Source organism: Streptomyces sp. NPDC101219 (assembly GCF_044767675.1).
Lineage (GTDB): Bacteria > Actinomycetota > Actinomycetes > Streptomycetales > Streptomycetaceae > Streptomyces.
In genome coordinates, this window is sequence record NZ_JBIWOK010000006.1 from 114129 (window position 1) to 132820 (window position 18692).

Consider the following 18692-nt stretch of genomic DNA (forward strand, 5'->3'; position numbering starts at 1 on the left):
ATCTGCGGCCAGCTGCGGGGAGAGCATGAACGAGGGGAAGCCGGGCCCACCGGGGGAGCGGGCGGAGACGTCCGCCGACGTCGCACCGACGGAGACGACCGGTGCGCGCGAGACCGACCGGGCCCCTGACGGGGGCGGCACGCCCCCGGGAGGACCGCGGGAGTCCCGCACCGGTGCGCGGGACACGGTCGACGCCGCACCGCGGGGGGCGGACGGCGGAGCGCCGGCGCCCGTGGCCGACGGCGACACCGACGGCGACTTCGAACTGGCCCGCCCCGCGGCCCCCGCCACCGACGCCGACGGCGACTACGCCCTCAGCGGCCCCCTGAGCCCCGGGCCGGAGCAGACCGTGCCCACCCGGGGCACGGAACCGCACCCCGCTCCCGGCGCAGGGACGGGCACCGTAGGCGGCAGGGATGGCACCTCCCACGCCCCGGCCGTACCCGCCCCCTCCGGGGAGCCGGCCGGCCCGGCCGCGGCGGACGTCTCCTCTGAGGGGCCCAGGCCGCTGCACGACCCCGACCCCTACAGCACCCCGCCCTACGGCGAGCCGGGCCCCTGGGCCCCCGCACCCCCCGTCCAGCACCCAGCGACGGCCTCGGCGCAGGCCGTGCCGCCCCACGACGCGCCGCCCGCCGGGCCCCCGCAGGCGGCCACGCCCGCGTACAGCCCCCCGCACGGTGCCACCGGGCCCGGCGTACCGGCACCGGGCGCGCTCCTCGACGCGCCCCCCGCCGGGCCACCGCACGGTGCCACCCCGCCGCAAGGCGTACCGGCGTCGGGCGTACCGGCACCGGGAGTACCGTCGCCGGGCGCGCCGCTCCACGACGTCCCCGCGCCGGGCGTCCCGCCCCACGAGGCGGCCGTCCCGCCGCCCGCCCCCGTGCCCGACGCACCGCAGGCCGCCGCGCCCGGCATGCCCGCGCCCGGCATGCCCGCGCCCGGCGTGCCCGCGCCCGGCGTGCCCGCGCACCCCGGGTCCGGTCAGGAGGCCGCACCGCCCGCCCCCGGCGCCGACCCCTGGGGCCGCTACGACCCCTGGGCGGCCTCCGCTGCCAGTGCGCCGCTCCAGGTGAGCGGCCCGGCCGAGGACACCGAGCGGGGGCGCCGCAAGCTGCGCGCGCGGATCATTCTCGTCGCCGTGATCGTCTTCGGGCTGCTGTGCGGTGTCGTCGGCGGTCTCGTCGGGGCCTACCTGGAGCGCAACGGCGGTGTGGGCGGCGTGGAGCTGCCGCAGACCGGCAAGGAGGCCGCCGACCGCGACCCGGACAGCGTCGCCGGGATCGCCTCCCGGGCCCTGCCCAGCGTCGTCACCCTGCATGCCAGCGGCACGAGCGAGGCGGGCACCGGCACCGGGTTCGTGCTCGACACGCGCGGCCACATCCTCACCAACAACCACGTCGTGGAGCCTGCCGGGGGCGGCGGCGAGATCACCGTGACCTTCCACAGCGGCGACACCGCCGAGGCCACCGTCATCGGCCGGGACAGCGGCTACGACCTGGCCGTGGTGAAGGTCAAGGGCGTCAGCGGACTCACCCCGCTGCCCCTGGGCAACTCCGACAACGTGCGGGTCGGCGACCCCGTCGTCGCCATCGGCGCCCCCTTCGACCTGGCCGGGACCGTCACCTCCGGCATCATCAGTGCCCGGGAACGGCCCATCACGGCCGGCGGGCAGAAGGGCGACGGCAGCGACGTGTCGTACGTCGACGCGCTGCAGACGGACGCGCCGATCAACCCGGGTAACTCCGGCGGCCCCCTGCTCGACGCCAAGGCCCGGGTGATCGGCATCAACTCGGCCATCCGCTCCGCCGGTTCCGGCAGCGAACTCGACGGCGGCCAGGCGGGCTCGATAGGCCTCGGCTTCGCCATCCCGATCAACCAGGGCAAGCGCGTCGCCGAGGAACTGATCGACACCGGCAAGGCCACCCACCCGGTGATCGGCATCACCCTGGACATGGAGTTCTCCGGCGACGGCGCCCGGGTCGGCGCCAAGGGCACCGACGGCGGGCCCCCGGTCGTCACCGACGGACCCGGCGACAAGGCGGGGATCGAGGCGGGCGACGTCATCACCGAGGTGAACGGCCAGCGCGTCCACTCCGGTGAGGAACTCATCGTCAAGACGCGCGCCCACCGCCCGGGAGACCGGCTGGAACTCACCCTGGAGCGGGACGGCGAGGAGCGGACCGTCTCCCTGGTCCTCGGCTCCTCCGACGGCCGCTGAGCGGGCGAACCCCGGCGCCCGTCCGCACGCGCGGGCGCCGGGACGGTACCGGAGGGCGGGGGCGGCCGGGTACCGTGGACGCGGCCCGGACCACGGAAGACCACGACCACCACCGAGGGCCGCGGACCGAAGGCATCGCAAGGAGCTTCAGGTGTTCAATGACATAGGTGCGCTCGAGCTGGTGACGCTCATCATCCTCGCCGTGCTCGTCTTCGGCCCGGACAAGCTCCCCAAGGTCATCCAGGACGTGACGCGCACGATCCGGAAGATCCGCGAGTTCTCGGAGAGCGCCAAGCAGGACATCCGCGAGGAACTCGGCCCGGAGTTCAAGGACTTCGAGTTCGAGGACCTCAACCCCAAGACCTATCTCCGCAAGCAGCTGGACAACGAGGACCTGGGGCTCAAGGAGATCCGCAACACCTTCGACCTGAAGAAGGAGATGGCCGAGGTCTCCGACGCCGTCCACGGCCGCGAGCAGGAGGCGTCCCCGTCCCCGTCGGCGCCCGCCGCCTCCGGCGGCTCGTCCGGGCGTGTGGACATGGCCAAGAAGCCCGCTCCGGCCGCCGACGACCGCCCGCCCTTCGACGCCGACGCCACCTGATCCGGCGCCGCCCGGCCGCGGCCAGGGGGCGTACGCCCCGGCGCACGTGATGCGTTTCATACTCCACCCGAGCTGCGCACGACGTGATCCGGTCGTCGGCGCGGCCCACGCGCCGGGCGCTTTCCCGGTCCGCGGCGGCGGGGTGGCTATGCTGCCCCAGTTGTTGCGCGGACCGGACGAGTGCGCCCGAAGGGGGGCGGGCCGCCCCGGACCGACGAGAATGAGGAGGCGTCCGGGCAATGGAGACGACGAGTCAGGCCGTCGCGCAGGCGCCGGCCGCGGAGAGTGGACCATCACCGGCCACCTCCGCCCGGCGTACGGCCGACGACTATCTGCGCGCGTCCTTCCCCTGGTACGGGCTGGACGAGGCCTTCACGGGCCGCCGCTGGCTGATGCAGGTGGGCACGGCTGCCGACGGTGCCGTCGAGCACGGGTCGATCGGGCACGGCGACGAGCCGTCGGTACGCAGCGAGTACATGGCGGGCCCCGACCAGGACGCCCGTGAGAAGTTCGCGGTCGTCGTGACCGTGGCCGCCAATCCGGTGCGCCGCAGCGCCGACGGCACCGGTCTGCTGGAGGCCACCTCGGTCTCCTCCGCGGCCTGGCTCGCCGGTGTCGGACTGCTGTCCTTCACCTGGCCCGGCCAGATGGACCACTCGCTGCGGGACAACTGGCTGGAGCAGCAGACGGAGACCGCCTGGGCGCTGGCCGACGACCTGGAGGGGGAGGACTGGTCGACGCTGTCCCTCCCCGTGGACGGGGTGCCGACGCCGTTCCACTACCGGGAGTCCGAGTTCGGCTGGGTGCTGGCCGGCTCCACGCAGGCCGGCGTCCACGTGGGCGCGTACGGCCGCGGCATGAGCGCGTACGGCCTCGGCTTCGCCGCCGTCAAGGACGTCGCCGCCTACGCGGTCTGAAGCGGTCATGGACGTCGCCGCCCACGCGGTCTGAAGCGGTCAGGACGTCACCGCCCGCGGGCTGAACACGACGAGAGGCGCCGTCCGGCCGGACGGCGCCCCCGATGACGGGCCACGGTGCGCGCCGGTCTCCCGGCCCCGCGGACGCGTCAGAACTTGTTGCGGGGCGTGATCCCCAGCGACAGCCCCGCCAGGCCCCGCTGACGCCCGCCCAGCTTGCCGGCGATCGAGCGGAGCGCCGACCCCGCCGGGGAGTCCGGGTCCGTCAGCACCACGGGCCGGCCCTCGTCGCCGCCCTCGCGCAGCCGGACGTCGATCGGGATGGCGCCGAGCACCGGGACGCTGGTGCCGGTGGTCCGGGTCAGCCCGTCGGCCACCGACTGGCCGCCGCCGGTGCCGAAGACGTCGACCATCTCACCGCAGTGCGGGCACGGCAGGCCGGACATGTTCTCGACCACGCCGACGATCTTCTGGTGGGTCTGCACCGCGATGGAGCCCGCCCGCTCGGCCACCTCGGCCGCCGCCTGCTGGGGCGTGGTCACGACGAGGATCTCGGCGTTCGGGACCAGCTGCGCCACGGAGATCGCGATGTCGCCGGTGCCGGGCGGCAGGTCCAGCAGCAGCACGTCCAGGTCGCCCCAGAACACGTCGGCGAGGAACTGCTGCAGCGCGCGGTGCAGCATCGGGCCGCGCCAGACGACCGGCGCGTTGCCCGGGGTGAACATGCCGATCGAGATGACCTTCACGCCGTTCGCCGACGGCGGCATGATCATGTTCTCGACCTGGGTGGGCCGCCCGTCGGCGCCCAGCATCCGCGGCACCGAGTGGCCGTAGATGTCGGCGTCCACGACCCCGACCTTCAGCCCGTCGGCGGCCATCGCCGCCGCCAGGTTCACCGTCACCGACGACTTGCCCACGCCGCCCTTGCCGGAGGCGACGGCGTAGACGCGGGTCAGGCTGCCCGGCTTGGCGAACGGCACCTCGCGCTCGGTCTGGCCGCCGCGCAGGGCCGCCGCCAGCTCCTTGCGCTGCTCGTCGCTCATGACGTCCAGCGTGACGTCGACCGCCGTGACACCCTCCACCGCCGCCACCGCGTCCGTCACGCGCTGCGTGATGGTGTCCCGCATGGGGCAGCCGGAAATGGTCAGGTACACGGTGACCGCGACCCGCCCGTCCGGACCGATCTCCACCGATTTGACCATCCCCAGTTCGGTGATGGGCCGGTTGATCTCGGGGTCGTTCACCGTCGCCAGTGCCTCACGCACCGCGTCTTCCGTAGCCATACCGACGATGGTACGGCGCCGGGTACACCGGCCGGTAAGCCCGTCAGCGGTCGTCTGCGTCACGTCGGGGCGGCCGTTCCGCCCGGAGTGCCGGAATCGCGCCGTGCTCGCGGTGGCCGTTGCCGCGCCGCTCGTCGAGTTCCTTCACCAGGTCCTGCAGTTCCGAGCGGATCCAGTCGCGGGTGGCGACCTCGCCCAGCCCGATCCGCAGCGCGGCGACCTCCCGGGTCAGGTACTCGGTGTCCGCGATGGACCGCTCGCCCTGCTTGCGGTCCTGTTCCAGGTTGACCCGGTCGCGGTCGTCCTGCCGGTTCTGCGCGAGCAGGATCAGCGGGGCCGCGTAGGACGCCTGGAGGGACAGCACCAGGGTCAGGAAGATGAACGGGTACTCGTCGAAGCGCAGCTCGCGCGGCGCCGACACGTTCCACACCACCCACACGATGATGACGACCGTCATCCAGACGATGAACCGCCCGGTGCCCAGGAAGCGCGCGATCCGCTCCGAGAGCCGCCCGAACGCCTCCGGGTCCCACTCCGGCAGGATCCGGCGCCGCGGCGGCCGCGGCTGGTCCAGACGCGGTGTCCGGGGCCGCCGCCCGGCGGCGGTGGCCCCGGACGGCAGACGTTCGCGCAGGCCGTCACGCTCAGGACCCATCGGTCACCACCCCGTCCCCGAGGTGGAACTCGGTCTCGCGCCAGTCGTCGGGCAGCATGTGGTCCAGCACGTCGTCCACCGTCACCGCGCCCAGCAGCGAGCCCGCCTCGTCGACCACGGGCGCCGCCACCATGTCGTACGTGGCGAAGAACCCGGCGACCAGCGGCAGCGCCGCGTCCGGCTCCAGGGGCTGCAGGTCGTCATCGATCATCGAGCCGACCAGCGTGAACGGGGGGTCCCGCAGCAGCCGCTGGAAGTGCACCGTGCCCAGGTACTTGCCGGTCGGTGTCTCCTCCGGCGGCCGGCACACGTACACCTGGGCGGCGTGCGCCGGGGACAGGTCGGGGTTGCGGATCCGGGCGAGCGCGTCCGCGACCGTCGCGTCCGGCCGCAGCACGATCGGCTCCGTCGTCATCAGACCGCCCGCCGTGTGCTCCTCGTACGCCATCAGACGCCGCATGTCGGCCGCGTCGCCGGGCTGCATCAGGCTCAGCAGCCGCTCCTGCTCGTCCTCGGGCAGCTCCCCGAGCAGGTCGGCGGCGTCGTCGGGGTCCATCGCCTCCAGGACGTCGGCGGCCCGCTCCTCCTTCAGCTTGCCGAGGATCTCGATCTGGTCGTCCTCCGGCAGCTCCTCCAGCACGTCGGCGAGCCGGTCGTCGTCGAGGGCCGCGGCGACCTCGGCCCGGCGCTTGGGGGAGAGGTGGTGCAGGACGTTGGCCAGGTCGGCGGGGCGCAGCTGCTCGAAGGTGGCGAGCAGGTTCTCGGCGCCCTGGCCGTGCTCCTCCAGGGAGAAGCCGGTCACCGCGGACCACTCGACGGTCAGCGTCTCGCCCTTCCTGCGCCGGAACGCGCCGCCCTTGCGTCCCTTGCGGACGAACACCCGGTCGACCTCCCACTCCCGTCGGGAGGGCAGCTGGTGCACCGACAGGTCGAGGACGGTGACCTCCTCGCCGCTGTCCACCAGGGTGACCCTGCGGTCCAGGAGTTCGCCGAAGACCAGCCGCTCGGTGGGCCGCTGCTCGAACCGCCGGACGTTGAGCACCCCGGTGGAGATGATCTGCCCGGACTGCACGGCGGTCACCCGGGTCATGGGCAGGAAGATGCGGCGCCGGGTGGGCAGTTCGACCACCAGGCCGAGCAGCCTCGGAGGCCGGCGGCCGACCCGCAGCATGACGACCAGATCGCGCACGCGCCCCACCTGGTCGCCGTTCGGGTCGAAGACGGCGACGCCGGAGAGATGCGAGACGAAGATCCGGGGGGCGCCCGCTGCCATGGCGGCGGCTCCTTTGCGTGCGGGGTGGTTCGTGGTCGGGTACTGCCTGCTGCGTTCGCTGTCCGAATGGCCCGCTCGGGTGGGCTTCAGGCTAGCCCGTCCCGATCGGCGGTGCTCCGGGGACCGGTCCGGACGGACTGGCTCCACCCGTCTCCCCTGCCCCCGGTACTCTGCGGTACGCCGTTCAGGTCCCCGTCCGAGAGGCAGCCGCACCTGTGACTCCGATCTCCCCGGGCCGTCCCCGACGTCGCAGTGCCGTGCTGGCGGGCGCCGTGTGCGCGCTGCTGGTCACCGGGACGGCGCTGACGGGATGCGCCGAGGACCCGAACGAGGGCACCAACGGGGTCGGCAAGCTGTCCGCCGAGCAGATCCAGAGCCGGACCCGCAAGGCCGCCGAGTCCGTCGACACCGTCCGGCTGCACGGCACGGTCGTCAGCAGCGGACGCAGCTACACGCTCGACATGCGGCTCAAGACCGAGGGCGGCATCGGGTCGGTCAGTTCCGGGGGACAGACCTTCCGCCTGCTGCGCATCGACGACGAGCTGTTCCTGAAGGCGGGCGCGGAGTTCTGGGGTCATGCGGGCACCGGCGACGAGGGCGGCGACGGCAAGGGCGGCTCCGCGGCCGACGCGGCGGCGGCGGAGAAGCTAGCCGCGAAGTACGTGAAGGTGCCGCAGGGCGACCCCGCGTACAAGAAGTTCAGCGGCTTCACGGACAAGGACGTCCTCCTCGACGGTCTGCTGACCCTGCACGGAAAGCTGGCCACGGACGGCCACCACGAGCAGGAGGGCGTGCGGACGATCCGGATCACCGGAGACGACGGCGCGGGCGGCACCCTGGACGTGTCCCTGGAGGGCACGCCGTACCCGCTGCGCCTGGAGCGGGCGGGCAAGGCCGGCACGATCAGCTTCTCGGCCTGGGGCACCGACTTCCCCCTGAAGAAGCCCGCCAAGGACGAGACCCTCGACTACGGCAAGCAGCTGCCCTCGTCGTGAAGCCTTAGCCGCGTCTGCGGCGCGCCAGCAGCCGGGGCAGGCCCGCGGGGGCCGGGCGCCGGGTGGTGGCCGGTGTCGGACGCGGTGGCGCGGCCAGCGAGCCCTCGGGCAGCGGCGCGGTCGCACCGGTCGGCTCCAGCCGCAGCACCCGGCACTCCCGCGCCCAGCGCTCCGGCACCGCCTCGCCGTCGGGCGCGTTCAGCCGCTTGCCCTTCAGCTCGGCGACCGCCGCCGTCCACGCCTCGGAGCCGGCCGGCAGTTCCGCCACCGTCGCCGTCCAGGAGACCAGCCGGCCTCCCTTGTCCTTGCTGCGGACGGTGACCTGCGCGCGGGCGCCGTCAGCCAGGCCCGGCAGCGGCTGCTCACCCGGTCCGTCGCCCACCAGGCAGGCGGCTCCCTCGTGCCAGACGTGCCACAGCGCGCGGGCGGGACCGGCGGATCCCTCGACCCAGACGAGGCCGGACTTCTTCGTGGCCTCCTCGATGAGGGCCCTGTCGAGCAGCTCGCTTGTCATGAGCCCAGCCTATCCAGCGTGCTCACAGCCAGCCGTTGCGCTTCAGCGTGCGGTGGATGCCCAGACAGATCGCCACCGTGACCGACAGGACCAGGGGGTAGCCGTACTTCCAGTCGGTCTCCGGCATGTGCTCGAAGTTCATCCCGTACACCCCGCAGACCATCGTCGGCACGGCGATGATCGCGGCCCACGAGGTGATCTTGCGCATGTCCTCGTTCTGCGCCACGGACGCCTGCGCGAGGTTCGCCTGGAGGATGGAGTTCAGCAGTTCGTCGAAGCCGATGACCTGTTCCTGGACGCGGGCCACGTGGTCGGCCACGTCCCGGAAGTACTTCTGGATCTCCGGGTCGATCAGCCGCATCGGCCGCTCGCTGAGCAGCTGCATGGGCCGCAGCAGCGGCGACACCGCCCGCTTGAACTCCAGCACCTCGCGCTTGAGTTGGTAGATCCGCCCGGCGTCCGTGCCGCGCGGGGTGCCCTTGCGGCCCGGCGAGAACACCTCGGTCTCGACCTCGTCGATGTCGTCCTGCACCGCGTCGGCGACGGCGATGTAGCCGTCGACGACGTGGTCGGCGATGGCGTGCAGCACGGCCGAGGGGCCCTTGGCCAGCAGCTCGGGGTCCTCCTGCAGACGGTGCCGCAGGGCCCGCAGGGAGCCCTGCCCGCCGTGCCGGACGGTGATGAAGAAGTCCCGGCCGGTGAAGCACATGACCTCGCCGGTCTCCACCACCTCGCTGCTGGAGGTGAGCCGGTCGTGGTCGAGGTAGTGGATGGTCTTGAAGACCGTGAAGAGGGAGTCGTCGTAGCGCTCCAGCTTGGGCCGCTGATGGGCCTGGACGGCGTCCTCCACGGCCAGCGGGTGCAGCCCGAACTCCCGGGCGATCCCGGCGAATTCGGCCTCCGTCGGCTCATGCAGGCCGATCCACACGAAGCCGCCGTCGCGGCGCACCAGCCGCATGGCCTCCTGCGGGTTCAGCGGCCCCTCGGTCGTCAGCCGGCGGCCGTCGCGGTACACGGCGCAGTCGACCACGGCGGTGACCGAGCCGGGATCGCGGGTGGTGTCGTAGGCGCTGCTCTCCTTCCGCAGCGAGACACGGGAGGGACGGACCACGGCGCGCAGGTCGCGGATCATCGACATGGCGGGCTCCTTCGCGAGCGGGCAACGAAAGGCGCCGGTACGACGGGTGGAACCTCCCGGAATGAGGACGTCCTGACCAGGATTCCCTCCCGGACGGGCGGGGAAGGATGTTTGGCACGTCCACAAAGCGGGGAGCACCGCACCGTCGCGGTGGCGGGCTTCGTCGCTGATACAGCTACAGGGGCAGATCAGGCAGAACGAAACGAAGCGCTCTTCCGGTGGGGACGCACGTACGAGAGGTGGCGCACCAGGAACGGACGAAAGACGTCAGAAGGCGGAAGAGCGGGTGATACTGCACGGTCGACTTCGGTCCATGCCAGCACCACCTCCTCCGGCCGGTCCCTCGTGAGGGACGATTCACCATCCCCGTGGGGATACCCCCGCGAACGGGGGATGTGTCACTTCGGTGCCGGGACGCGATCACGGCGCCGCCGCAGCCCGGGGGCCCGGGCGGACGCACTGCTGTGCGCTGTCCCGAAGCACGGCCCAATGTAGCAGCAGGCCGTCATGTCAAGGCGCGGCTTTGCCCGGTACTGGCGAGTTCTATGCTCGGCGCATGGCAGATGTTCTTCCTCTGGTCGAGGCCCGGTTGCGTTCGGCGCTGGGCGAGCCGGACGCGCGCGCCGCGGTCACCTTCCTGGGCACGGACCGCATCGAGGTGCTGCGCTTCCAGGAGGGCGACATCGTGCGGTACGCCACCCTCGGCATGTCCGCGCAGCCCATGACCGACCCCACCGCGGTGGTCGCCGACCCCGTCAGGGGGCCGCGCACGGAGCTGGTGCTGTCCGTGCGGGCCGGCCTCGCCGACACCGACAAGGTGCTCCGCCCGCTCGCCGTGCTCGCCGCGTCTCCGCAGGTCGAGGGCGTGGTGGTGGCGCCGGGTGCCTCCCTCGACGTCGGCGAACCGCTGTGGCCGGGCGCGCCGTTCACCTCGGTGCTCGTCGCCGAGCCGGGCGGCCTGGTGGAGGACCTGGAGCTGGACGAGCCCCTCGACCCGGTGCGGTTCCTGCCGCTGCTGCCCATGACGCCCAACGAGGCCGCGTGGAAGCGCGTGCACGGCGCCCAGGCCCTCCAGGAACGCTGGCTGGAACGGGGCACCGACCTGCGCGACCCGCGCCGCGCCTCCGTCGCGCTGGCCTGAGCCACCGTGAGCAACCTCACCAACGGGCCTGCCGATCCGTGCAGTTGCCCCCGGTGATGCTCCGGTCCCGACGCCTGCCGGACGACCCGGCTCCCTCCGGACGGGTGATCGTCCTTGACGGGACGCGGAAGGGGTAGGACCGTGGGGCCCTATGAGGGGCGAACCCAGTTGCCCGAAGTGTGGTGGCCGGGTCAGGGCTCCCGGCCTCTTCTCCGATGCGTGGCAGTGCGACGTGCACGGCACCGTGCACCCGCTCCAGCCCGTGATACCGCCGAGCGTCGAGGCGCTCAATGTCGTCGTCCACCGCACCAAGGTGCCCGTATGGATGCCGTGGCCGCTGCCCGTGGGCTGGCTGTTCACCGGGGTGGCCTGCGCGGGTGACGACCGCAGCGGCGGCCGTGCCACCGCCGTCGCCTGCACCGGACCGGGGCCGCTCGGGGGCATGGGGGAACTCGTCCTGGTGGCGGAGGAACTCGGCGTGGGCCTCGGGGCGCGCTACGCCGGCATCGACGGCCCGGACCCCGGGCCGTACCTCAACGTGGAGAAGCCCGCCCAGACCAAGGTGCTGGCCGCCGGACGCCCCACCCCCCTGTGGCACGTCAGCAAGACGCCGGACGACCGGGCGGTCTTCGCGGGCGAGGCCCTCGGACTGTGGCTGTGGGCGGTCGTGTGGCCGGAGCAGTCGGGCCTGCTGATGTACGACGAGCTGGTCCTCGCCGACCTGCGCGACGCCGGGGCCGAGGTGGAACTGGTGCCCTGCGGGGCGCTCTCCCCGCGCCTGCTGCAGACGTAGGGCCTCTCGTTGGGATCATGCCGGGCTCGCGGGCCCCGGCACCGCGCCTCGCCGCGTTGTCGTCGGCTGTCAGGGCTCCGCCCTGCCGCCCTCCTCCGCCTTGCGAGGTTCCCCCACTGCCTGAACGGCGTGGGAGGTACCCCCATCACCGGACCCCGCTCCCTGATCCGGCCTGATCCAAACGAAAGACCCTGGCGGCCACTGGTTCGGATCACGCCGGACCCGCGGGAGCCGTGACCCGCCGGTGCCGCACGGTGTGCGTCCGGTGACCGGCCGGAGCCGTGTGTCACCGGAAGGCGGCTGTAGGGGGCGCCAAGCCGGTTCAGCTGTGACAGGGGCGCTGCGGATTCCGGTTATCCTGGAGCGTCCCCATCCGTCCGTCACCGCTTGGAGTACGCGTCGTGCGCATCGACCTGCACACCCACTCCACCGCGTCCGACGGCACGGACACTCCGGCGGACCTCGTCCGCAAGGCCGCCGCGGTCGGCCTGGACGTCATCGCGCTGACCGACCACGACACCACCCGCGGCCACGCCGAGGCCCTGGCCGCGCTGCCCGAGGGACTCACGCTGGTCACCGGTGCCGAACTGTCCTGCCGCCTCGACGGCGTGAGCATGCACCTGCTGGCCTACCTGTTCGACCCCGAGGAGCCGCGCCTGCTCGCCGAGCGCGAGCTGGTCCGCGACGACCGGGTGCCCCGGGCCCAGGGCATGATCGCCAAGCTGAACGGGCTGGGCGTGCCCATCACGTGGGATCAGGTCCAGCGCATCGCCGGGGACGGCTCGGTCGGCCGCCCGCACATCGCCACCGCCCTCGTCGAACTGGGCGTGGTGCCGACCGTGAACGACGCCTTCACCCTGGACTGGCTCGCCGACGGCGGCCGGGCCCACGTGCAGAAGCACGAGACGGACCCCTTCGAGGCGCTGCGCCTGGTCAAGGGCGCGGGCGGGGTCGCGGTGTTCGCGCACCCGGCCGCGAGCAAGCGCGGCCGGACCGTCCCGGAAGCCGCCATCGCCGAGCTGGCCGAGGCCGGCCTGGACGGCATCGAGGTCGACCACATGGACCACGACCCCGACACCCGGGCCCGGCTGCGCGGCCTCGCCCAGGAGCTGGGGCTCCTGGTGACGGGCTCCAGCGACTACCACGGCAGCCGGAAGACCTGCGTCCTCGGTGAGTTCATGACGGACCCCGAGGTGTACGGCGAGATTACCCGGCGCGCGACCGGCGCCTTCCCCGTGCCGGGGGCCGGCGGGGCCCGGTAACCGCTCCGCGTCCCCTCGTTCGTCCACCCTTCTCGTTCGTTCACTTCCAGCAAGGCAGTCATGTTCGACGTCGCCGTCTTCGGCTCCCTCTTCCTCACCCTGTTCGTCATCATGGATCCCCCCGGGATCACCCCGATCTTCCTCGCGCTGACCGCGGGCCGCACCGGCAAGGTGCAGAAGCGGATGGCCTTCCAGGCCGTCTGCGTGGCCGGCGGCGTCATCGTCGTCTTCGGGCTGGTCGGACAGCAGATCCTCGACTACCTGCACGTCTCCGTGCCCGCCCTGATGATCGCGGGCGGGCTGCTGCTCCTGCTCATCGCCCTGGACCTGCTCACCGGCAAGACCGACGAACCCCAGCAGACCAAGGACGTCAACGTCGCCCTGGTGCCGCTGGGCATGCCCCTGCTGGCCGGTCCGGGGGCGATCGTGTCCGTCATCCTGGCGGTGCAGAAGGCCGACAGCACCGCCGCGCAGGTGTCGGTGTGGGCGGCGATCCTGGCCATCCACGTCGTGCTCTGGCTCGTGATGCGGTACTCGCTGCTGATCATCCGGATCATCAAGGACGGCGGCGTGGTCCTGGTGACCCGGCTCGCGGGCATGATGCTCTCCGCGATCGCCGTGCAGCAGATCATCAACGGCGTCACCCAGGTCGTCCGCGGCGGCTGACCCTCCCGCCCGCCCGGAGAACGCACAAAGCCCCCGTACCCACGTCGTCAGGTGGGGTACGGGGGCCGTCGGCGTGCGGAGCGGGAATCCGGCGTCCGGGGCGGGCCTTCACGGTGCGGCGAGAACCGCGCGGAGGGCGGACGGCGCGTCGGGCGGTCCGGCACGGCGGTCAGTGGCGCGTGCGATGCGGCGACCGGCTGTGCATGGCCTACCGGCTGCGACGCCCCGCGTCACGGCCTCCCCGGGGGCGGCTCGCGCGTTACGGCGTCGGCGTATCTGCCGGGCGGATCCACAGGCGCTGCCCGATGGCGGCGGCCTGCTGAACGATCCCGTTGACGGACGCGGCGTCCACGACGGTCGTGTCCACGGGTGTGCCGTCGACGTCGTCGAGTCGCATGATTTCGAAGCGCAAAAGGCCTCTCCCTTCGTCCGGTCATCCTCCTGAAGGAGAACTACTCGATGGCTGGCCCGCGGGCGGACGGCTCGCGTTCCACCTGGGAACAACCCTCTGCGCCGCACACATATTCCCTAGCTAAAGAAAATTTTCGATCGTCTAAATATCGCCTCGATCCTGCGGACACGTTTCGGACGAGACCGACCGGGACCGGTTGTGTTCGCAGCGTGACCGTCGAGACAATGGGAGGTGATGAACGACGACCTCGCGGACCTGACCGACCGCATCGACCGCACGAACGAGCTGCTGCACCGCATGCTCGCCGAGGTGGCGAAGACGCCCTCCACCCACGCGATCTTCGTCGACGCCGGGTATCTGTACGCGGCGGCGGGGCGGCTCGTGGCCGGGACGGAGGACCGGCGGGCGTTCGACCTCGACGCCGACGGACTCATCGACGCGCTCATCGACCGGGCCCGCACCATCTTCGCGGACAGCCGCCTGCTCCGCGTCTACTGGTACGACGGCGCCCGGCGCCGCATCCACACGGCCGAGCAGCAGTCCATCGCCGAGCTCCCGGACGTCAAAGTCCGCCTCGGCAACCTCAACGCCAACAACCAGCAGAAAGGCGTCGACTCCCTGATCCGCTCCGACCTGGAGTCACTGGCCCGGCACCGCGCGATCAGCGACGCCGCCCTGCTCGGCGGCGACGAGGACCTGGTGTCCGCCGTCGAGGCCGCCCAGGGATACGGGGCCCGCGTCCACCTCTGGGGCGTCGAGGCGCCCGAAGGCCGCAACCAGGCCGAGCCGCTGCTCTGGGAGGTCGACAGCCAGCGCACCTTCGACCTCGACTTCTTCAAGCCCTACGTCTCCCGGCGCACCGTCCCCGCCCTCGAAGCCACGACGGGCCGGCCCACCCGCGAGGACGTCCGCTTCGTCGGCGCGCAGATCGCCGCCAAGTGGCTGGGCTCGCGCGGCCGGGAGGCGCTGGGCGAACTCCTGCCCGGCCATCCCTACCTGCCCGGCTCCGTGGACCAGGACCTGCTGGTGGAGGCGGAGGGCCTGCTCCAGTACTCCCTGCGCGGCCAGGCGGACCTGCGGCGCTCCCTGCGCGACGGCTTCTGGGACCACCTGCGGGCGCAGTACTAGCCAGGGCCTCAGCTCCCGGACCCGGACCCGGACCCGGCCCCGGACCCGTCACCGTAGGCGAGTGTGTCCCAGAACGCGGCGAGGGCGCCGGCGGTCGGCAGTGGCCGGTCCACCGTGGGGGAGTGCTCCGCCCCGGCGACGACCGTGCGGTGCGCTCCCAGGCGTACGGCCATGGCGTCCAGGTCCGGCACCGGCCAGGTGTCGTCCCGGGCGCCCGACAGGACGTGGAAGGGCAGCGACACCGCCGCCAGTTCGGCCACCCGGTCCGGCTCGGCCAGCAACTGACGCCCGGTCGCCAGCAGTTGGGCGGGTTTGGTGCCCAGCCAGCGCCGGCGGAGCTGCTCCTGGCCGCCGATGCCCCGCGCGGGACCTCCGACCTCCTCCGGCGGCCCCATGGCCAGGATGGCCTCCCAGCACTGTTCCATCGACATCACCGCCAGCGCGTCCCGCAGCAGCTTCACCCGCTGCTCCTGCGAGACGGAGATGCGTGCCGGGCCGGACGCGATCAGCGTGAGCGAGCGGAACGGGGAGGCGTCCAGCAGGACGGCGGCCCGGGCGATCAGCCCGCCGAGCGAGTGCCCCACCAGGTGCACGGGCGTGCCGAGGGCCTCGGCCTGGGCGAGGACGTCCCGGGCCAGCTCGGCCTGGGCGTAGGCCGACTCGTCGTCCGGGCCCTCCGTCTCGTACTGGCCGCGCCCGTCCACGGCGACGGTCCGGTAGCCGCGTGCCGCGAGGGGTTCGTGCACCAGCCGGAAGTCCTCCTTGCTCCCGGTGAACCCGGGCAGCATCAGGACGACGCCCTTCGGCTCGACCCCGTCGGCCGACGGCATGTCGACGACGGCGAACTCCCCGCGCGCGGTGGCCAGCCGGCGGGCCCGCGCGGCGGCGGGCGGGGCGGAGTCGGAGGACGGGGGAACGGGGCTACTGGTCACGGCTGAAGGGTAGCGGGCGGCCCGCCCCGCCCCCGGCCGTGTGTCGCCGGGGCCGGGCTTCCCGGACACACGCCGACGGCCCGGCCCCCCGCTGTGGGGGACCGGGCCGTCGGCGTGTGCTTCTGCTCCGGATCAGCCGTCCGTGGGCTCGGCGGCAGCCGCGGCCTTGCGGGTCCGGCGGGCCCGGGGCTCGGTCTCCGCCGGGGCGTCCGCCTCCGGGGCGGCCGTGGCCGCCTTGCGGGTGCGGCGCGGCTTGGCCTCGGCGGCCGCGGGCTCCGGCGCCGGCTCGGCCGACTGCGCCGGGATGTCGGCGACGGCCGTGTCGGCGGCCTTGCGGGTCCGGCGGCGCGGCTTCGCCTCGGTGGCCTCGGCGGTGTCGACGGCGGTCTCGGCCTTCGCGGCGGCCTTGCGGGTGCGCCGCGGCTTGGCCTCGGCGGCCTCGTCGGACTCCGGCTGCGCCGGGATGCCGGTGGCCGCGTCGGCGGTCGCGGCGGCCTTGCGGGTGCGGCGGCGCGGCTTGCTCTCCGTCTGCTCGGCGACCGTCCCGGCGGCCTCCTCGACCGTGTCCACCGCGGTGGCGGCGGGCTCGGCGGCCGCGGCCTTGCGCGTCCGGGTGCGGCGCGGAGCCGCGGCGGGGGCCTGCGGCTCGGTGTCCGCGGGGGCCGTCACGCCGGCGTCGGCCTGCTCGGCGGGCGCGTCGCCCGTGGGGGCCACCGCCTCGGCCGGGCTCGTGCCGGCGGACCTGCGGGTCCGGCGGCGACGCGGCTTCGACGGCGCCTCGGCGGCGTCCGCGGAGGTGCCCTCGGCCGTGTCAAGCGCGGTCTGCGCGGCGTCGGGGGCGTCGGTGCGGTCGTCGGACGCGACGGGGGTCACCGGGCCCGCGTCGGCGGTCACACCACCGCGCGTGCGGCGCCGGCGCCGGGGAGTGCGGGGGGCGTCGTCCGCCTCGGCGGCACCCTCACCGGCCGGCGTCGCGGCGGGCTGCCCCGCCGACTCGTCGAGCGGCGCACCGCCCCGCGTACGGCGGCGGCGACGCGGCGTGCGGGCCGAGGGCTCCTGCTCGGCCGGCCGCGGACCACCGCGGTCGCCCCGGTCGCTGCGGCCGCCCCGGCCACGCGGCCCACGGCCGCCCGGCTCGCCCAGGTCCTCCAGCTCCTCCGCGTCGAGCCCGGCGCGGGTGCGCTCCGAGCGCGGCAGCACCCCCTTGGTGCCCCCGGGGATCCCGAGGTCCGTGTAGAGGTGGGGGGAGGTGGAGTACGTCTCCTGGGGGTCGCCGAGACCGAGGTCCAGCGCCTTGTTGATCAGCTGCCAGCGGGGGATGTCGTCCCAGTCGACCAGGGTGATCGCCGTACCCTTCGCGCCGGCGCGGCCGGTGCGGCCGATGCGGTGCAGGTACGTCTTCTCGTCCTCGGGCGTCTGGTAGTTGATGACGTGCGTCACGCCCTCGACGTCGATGCCGCGGGCGGCGACGTCGGTGCAGACCAGGACGTCCACCTTGCCGTTGCGGAAGGCGCGCAGCGCCTGCTCGCGGGCGCCCTGGCCGAGGTCGCCGTGGACCGCGCCGGAGGCGAAGCCGCGCTGCTTGAGCTGGTCGGCGAGGTCGGCGGCGGTGCGCTTGGTGCGGCAGAAGACCATGACCAGGCCACGGCCCTCGGCCTGCAGTATCCGCGCCACCATCTCGGGCTTGTCCATGTTGTGGGCGCGGTACACGTACTGCTTGGTGTTCGCGACCGTCGCGCCCTCGTCGTCCGGCGCGGTGGCGCGGATGTGCGTGGGCTGCGACATGTACCGGCGGGCGAGTCCGATGACCGCGCCCGGCATGGTGGCCGAGAACAGCATGGTCTGGCGCCGGACCGGCAGCAGGTTGATGATCTTCTCGACGTCGGGCAGGAAGCCCAGGTCGAGCATCTCGTCGGCCTCGTCGAGGACGAGCGCCCGCACGTGCTTCAGGTTCAGCTTCTTCTGCCCGGCGAGGTCGAGCAGCCGGCCCGGCGTGCCGACGACCACGTCGACACCCTGCTTCAGGGCTTCGACCTGGGGCTCGTAGGCGCGGCCGCCGTAGATCGCGGTGACCCGCACATTGCGCACCTTGCCGGCGGTCAGCAGGTCGTTGGTCACCTGCGTGCACAGCTCGCGCGTGGGGACGACCACGAGGGCCTGCGGGGCGTCGGTGAGGTCCTCGGGCTTCGCGCGGCCCGCCTCCACGTCTGCGGGGACGGTGACACGCTCGAGGAGCGGAAGGCCGAAGCCCAGCGTCTTGCCGGTGCCGGTCTTGGCCTGGCCGATGACGTCGGTGCCCGAGAGGGCAACGGGGAGCGTCATCTCCTGGATGGGGAAGGGCGTGATGATGCCGACGGCCTCCAGGGCCTCGGCGGTCTCGGGGAGGATCCCGAGCTCTCGGAACGTCGTAGTCAGGGTGCTGCCTCTTCTGTGTACGCGGTGCGAGGCGAGCGCGGGGGTCGCATAGGGACCGTGCGGGGACGTCGGCGGCCGTACGGCTGATGCCGTGGACACGGGACCACTGCCAACGCTCTAGCGCTCGAACCGCTGGAGGTTTCCTCCGATCGTCGTACGCAAACGTGCCGTACGGTCAGGGAGGGCTGTCGGGTCGGAGCCGATCGGGCCACCGACCGGGCATCCTCATACATACGGCCTGGCGAGTACGTGAAAGTGCTCAGCAGGCGCATTACCACCATACCCCGGAATCGCGCACACGCGATGGCCGATTTGGTCACGTAGTCGTCGTCACACTGATTGACCA

At 73.2% G+C, this 18692-nt stretch carries 17 protein-coding genes; 9 read left to right on the forward strand and 8 right to left on the reverse strand.

What is annotated here, in order from left to right; genetic code table 11:
- The first annotated feature begins 25 nt into the window (after positions 1–25).
- From ACIRPP_RS13540 to ACIRPP_RS13550, 3 genes are all read left to right on the forward strand, one after another.
- Positions 26–2221, forward strand: a complete 2196-nt coding sequence (locus ACIRPP_RS13540; protein ID WP_403641425.1) for a trypsin-like peptidase domain-containing protein — start codon at positions 26–28, stop codon at positions 2219–2221.
- A gap of 151 nt (positions 2222–2372) precedes the next feature.
- On the forward strand, positions 2373–2822 hold the full coding sequence (locus tag ACIRPP_RS13545) for a sec-independent translocase (RefSeq protein ID WP_403641428.1): 450 nt from the start codon (positions 2373–2375) through the stop codon (positions 2820–2822).
- 239 nt (positions 2823–3061) lie between these two features.
- Entirely contained in the window at positions 3062–3739 is a 678-nt protein-coding gene (locus tag ACIRPP_RS13550) for a hypothetical protein (protein ID WP_403641431.1), read from the forward strand.
- A 149-nt stretch (positions 3740–3888) separates the two neighbouring features.
- Here the strand turns inward: ACIRPP_RS13550 and ACIRPP_RS13555 are convergent, their stop codons facing one another.
- The 3 genes from ACIRPP_RS13555 to ACIRPP_RS13565 are packed head-to-tail and all read right to left on the reverse strand — an operon-like array spanning position 3889 to position 6950.
- The gene (locus ACIRPP_RS13555) at positions 3889–5022 is read right to left on the reverse strand and encodes an Mrp/NBP35 family ATP-binding protein (RefSeq protein WP_164334532.1); all 1134 of its coding nucleotides are present in this window, start codon (positions 5020–5022) and stop codon (positions 3889–3891) included.
- Between the two features lie 43 nt (positions 5023–5065).
- On the reverse strand, positions 5066–5677 hold the full coding sequence (locus ACIRPP_RS13560) for a DUF1003 domain-containing protein (protein WP_403641434.1): 612 nt from the start codon (positions 5675–5677) through the stop codon (positions 5066–5068).
- Complete coding sequence (locus tag ACIRPP_RS13565) at positions 5667–6950, reverse strand: magnesium transporter MgtE N-terminal domain-containing protein (RefSeq protein WP_403641436.1); 1284 nt, start codon at positions 6948–6950, stop codon at positions 5667–5669. The genes ACIRPP_RS13560 and ACIRPP_RS13565 overlap by 11 nt, the downstream gene beginning before the upstream one ends.
- 215 nt (positions 6951–7165) lie before the next feature.
- Here ACIRPP_RS13565 and ACIRPP_RS13570 point away from each other — a divergent pair, with 215 nt between their 5' ends.
- Entirely contained in the window at positions 7166–7945 is a 780-nt protein-coding gene (locus ACIRPP_RS13570; RefSeq protein WP_403641439.1) for a hypothetical protein, read from the forward strand.
- A gap of 4 nt (positions 7946–7949) precedes the next feature.
- Here the strand turns inward: ACIRPP_RS13570 and ACIRPP_RS13575 are convergent, their stop codons facing one another.
- Positions 7950–8459 (reverse strand): hypothetical protein, encoded by a 510-nt coding sequence (locus ACIRPP_RS13575; RefSeq protein ID WP_403641442.1) that lies wholly within the window; start codon positions 8457–8459, stop codon positions 7950–7952.
- Between the two features lie 22 nt (positions 8460–8481).
- On the reverse strand, positions 8482–9597 hold the full coding sequence (locus ACIRPP_RS13580) for a magnesium and cobalt transport protein CorA (RefSeq protein WP_403641445.1): 1116 nt from the start codon (positions 9595–9597) through the stop codon (positions 8482–8484).
- A gap of 556 nt (positions 9598–10153) precedes the next feature.
- Here ACIRPP_RS13580 and ACIRPP_RS13585 point away from each other — a divergent pair.
- The 4 genes from ACIRPP_RS13585 to ACIRPP_RS13600 all read left to right on the forward strand — a co-directional run bounded on the left by ACIRPP_RS13585 (position 10154) and on the right by ACIRPP_RS13600 (position 13459).
- On the forward strand, positions 10154–10738 hold the full coding sequence (locus ACIRPP_RS13585) for a suppressor of fused domain protein (RefSeq protein WP_403641448.1): 585 nt from the start codon (positions 10154–10156) through the stop codon (positions 10736–10738).
- A gap of 151 nt (positions 10739–10889) precedes the next feature.
- Positions 10890–11531 (forward strand): DUF6758 family protein, encoded by a 642-nt coding sequence (locus ACIRPP_RS13590; RefSeq protein WP_164339150.1) that lies wholly within the window; start codon positions 10890–10892, stop codon positions 11529–11531.
- A 401-nt stretch (positions 11532–11932) separates the two neighbouring features.
- Entirely contained in the window at positions 11933–12793 is an 861-nt protein-coding gene (locus ACIRPP_RS13595) for a PHP domain-containing protein (protein WP_403641451.1), read from the forward strand.
- Positions 12794–12853: 60 nt separating this feature from the next.
- Positions 12854–13459, forward strand: a complete 606-nt coding sequence (locus tag ACIRPP_RS13600) for a MarC family protein (RefSeq protein ID WP_192231055.1) — start codon at positions 12854–12856, stop codon at positions 13457–13459.
- Between the two features lie 259 nt (positions 13460–13718).
- Here the strand turns inward: ACIRPP_RS13600 and ACIRPP_RS13605 are convergent, their stop codons facing one another.
- A complete protein-coding gene (locus ACIRPP_RS13605) occupies positions 13719–13856 on the reverse strand; it encodes a hypothetical protein (RefSeq protein WP_403642200.1) in 138 nt (45 codons plus the stop codon).
- Between the two features lie 249 nt (positions 13857–14105).
- On the opposite strand from ACIRPP_RS13605, the gene ACIRPP_RS13610 reads away from it, so the two are divergent.
- On the forward strand, positions 14106–14999 hold the full coding sequence (locus ACIRPP_RS13610; RefSeq protein WP_403641454.1) for an NYN domain-containing protein: 894 nt from the start codon (positions 14106–14108) through the stop codon (positions 14997–14999).
- An 8-nt stretch (positions 15000–15007) separates the two neighbouring features.
- On the opposite strand, the gene ACIRPP_RS13615 is transcribed toward ACIRPP_RS13610, so the two are convergent.
- Together ACIRPP_RS13615 and ACIRPP_RS13620 are read right to left on the reverse strand one after the other, a co-directional pair.
- A complete protein-coding gene (locus tag ACIRPP_RS13615) occupies positions 15008–15931 on the reverse strand; it encodes an alpha/beta fold hydrolase (RefSeq protein ID WP_403641457.1) in 924 nt (307 codons plus the stop codon).
- Positions 15932–16063: 132 nt separating this feature from the next.
- Positions 16064–18445 (reverse strand): DEAD/DEAH box helicase, encoded by a 2382-nt coding sequence (locus ACIRPP_RS13620; protein WP_403641459.1) that lies wholly within the window; start codon positions 18443–18445, stop codon positions 16064–16066.
- Between the last annotated feature and the right edge of the window lie 247 nt (positions 18446–18692).

Excerpts from the sequence above, each read along its gene's own strand:
- ACIRPP_RS13540 (WP_403641425.1), top strand. The coding sequence starts at position 26 with ATGAACGAGGGGAAGCCGGGCCCACCGGGGGAGCGGGCGGAGACGTCC.
- ACIRPP_RS13550 (WP_403641431.1), top strand. The coding sequence starts at position 3,062 with ATGGAGACGACGAGTCAGGCCGTCGCGCAGGCGCCGGCCGCGGAGAGT.
- ACIRPP_RS13555 (WP_164334532.1), bottom strand. The coding sequence starts at position 5,022 with ATGGCTACGGAAGACGCGGTGCGTGAGGCACTGGCGACGGTGAACGAC.
- ACIRPP_RS13560 (WP_403641434.1), bottom strand. The coding sequence starts at position 5,677 with ATGGGTCCTGAGCGTGACGGCCTGCGCGAACGTCTGCCGTCCGGGGCC.
- ACIRPP_RS13565 (WP_403641436.1), bottom strand. The coding sequence starts at position 6,950 with ATGGCAGCGGGCGCCCCCCGGATCTTCGTCTCGCATCTCTCCGGCGTC.
- ACIRPP_RS13575 (WP_403641442.1), bottom strand. The coding sequence starts at position 8,459 with ATGACAAGCGAGCTGCTCGACAGGGCCCTCATCGAGGAGGCCACGAAG.
- ACIRPP_RS13580 (WP_403641445.1), bottom strand. The coding sequence starts at position 9,597 with ATGTCGATGATCCGCGACCTGCGCGCCGTGGTCCGTCCCTCCCGTGTC.
- ACIRPP_RS13585 (WP_403641448.1), top strand. The coding sequence starts at position 10,154 with ATGGCAGATGTTCTTCCTCTGGTCGAGGCCCGGTTGCGTTCGGCGCTG.
- ACIRPP_RS13590 (WP_164339150.1), top strand. The coding sequence starts at position 10,890 with ATGAGGGGCGAACCCAGTTGCCCGAAGTGTGGTGGCCGGGTCAGGGCT.
- ACIRPP_RS13600 (WP_192231055.1), top strand. The coding sequence starts at position 12,854 with ATGTTCGACGTCGCCGTCTTCGGCTCCCTCTTCCTCACCCTGTTCGTC.
- ACIRPP_RS13605 (WP_403642200.1), bottom strand. The coding sequence starts at position 13,856 with ATGCGACTCGACGACGTCGACGGCACACCCGTGGACACGACCGTCGTG.
- ACIRPP_RS13610 (WP_403641454.1), top strand. The coding sequence starts at position 14,106 with ATGAACGACGACCTCGCGGACCTGACCGACCGCATCGACCGCACGAAC.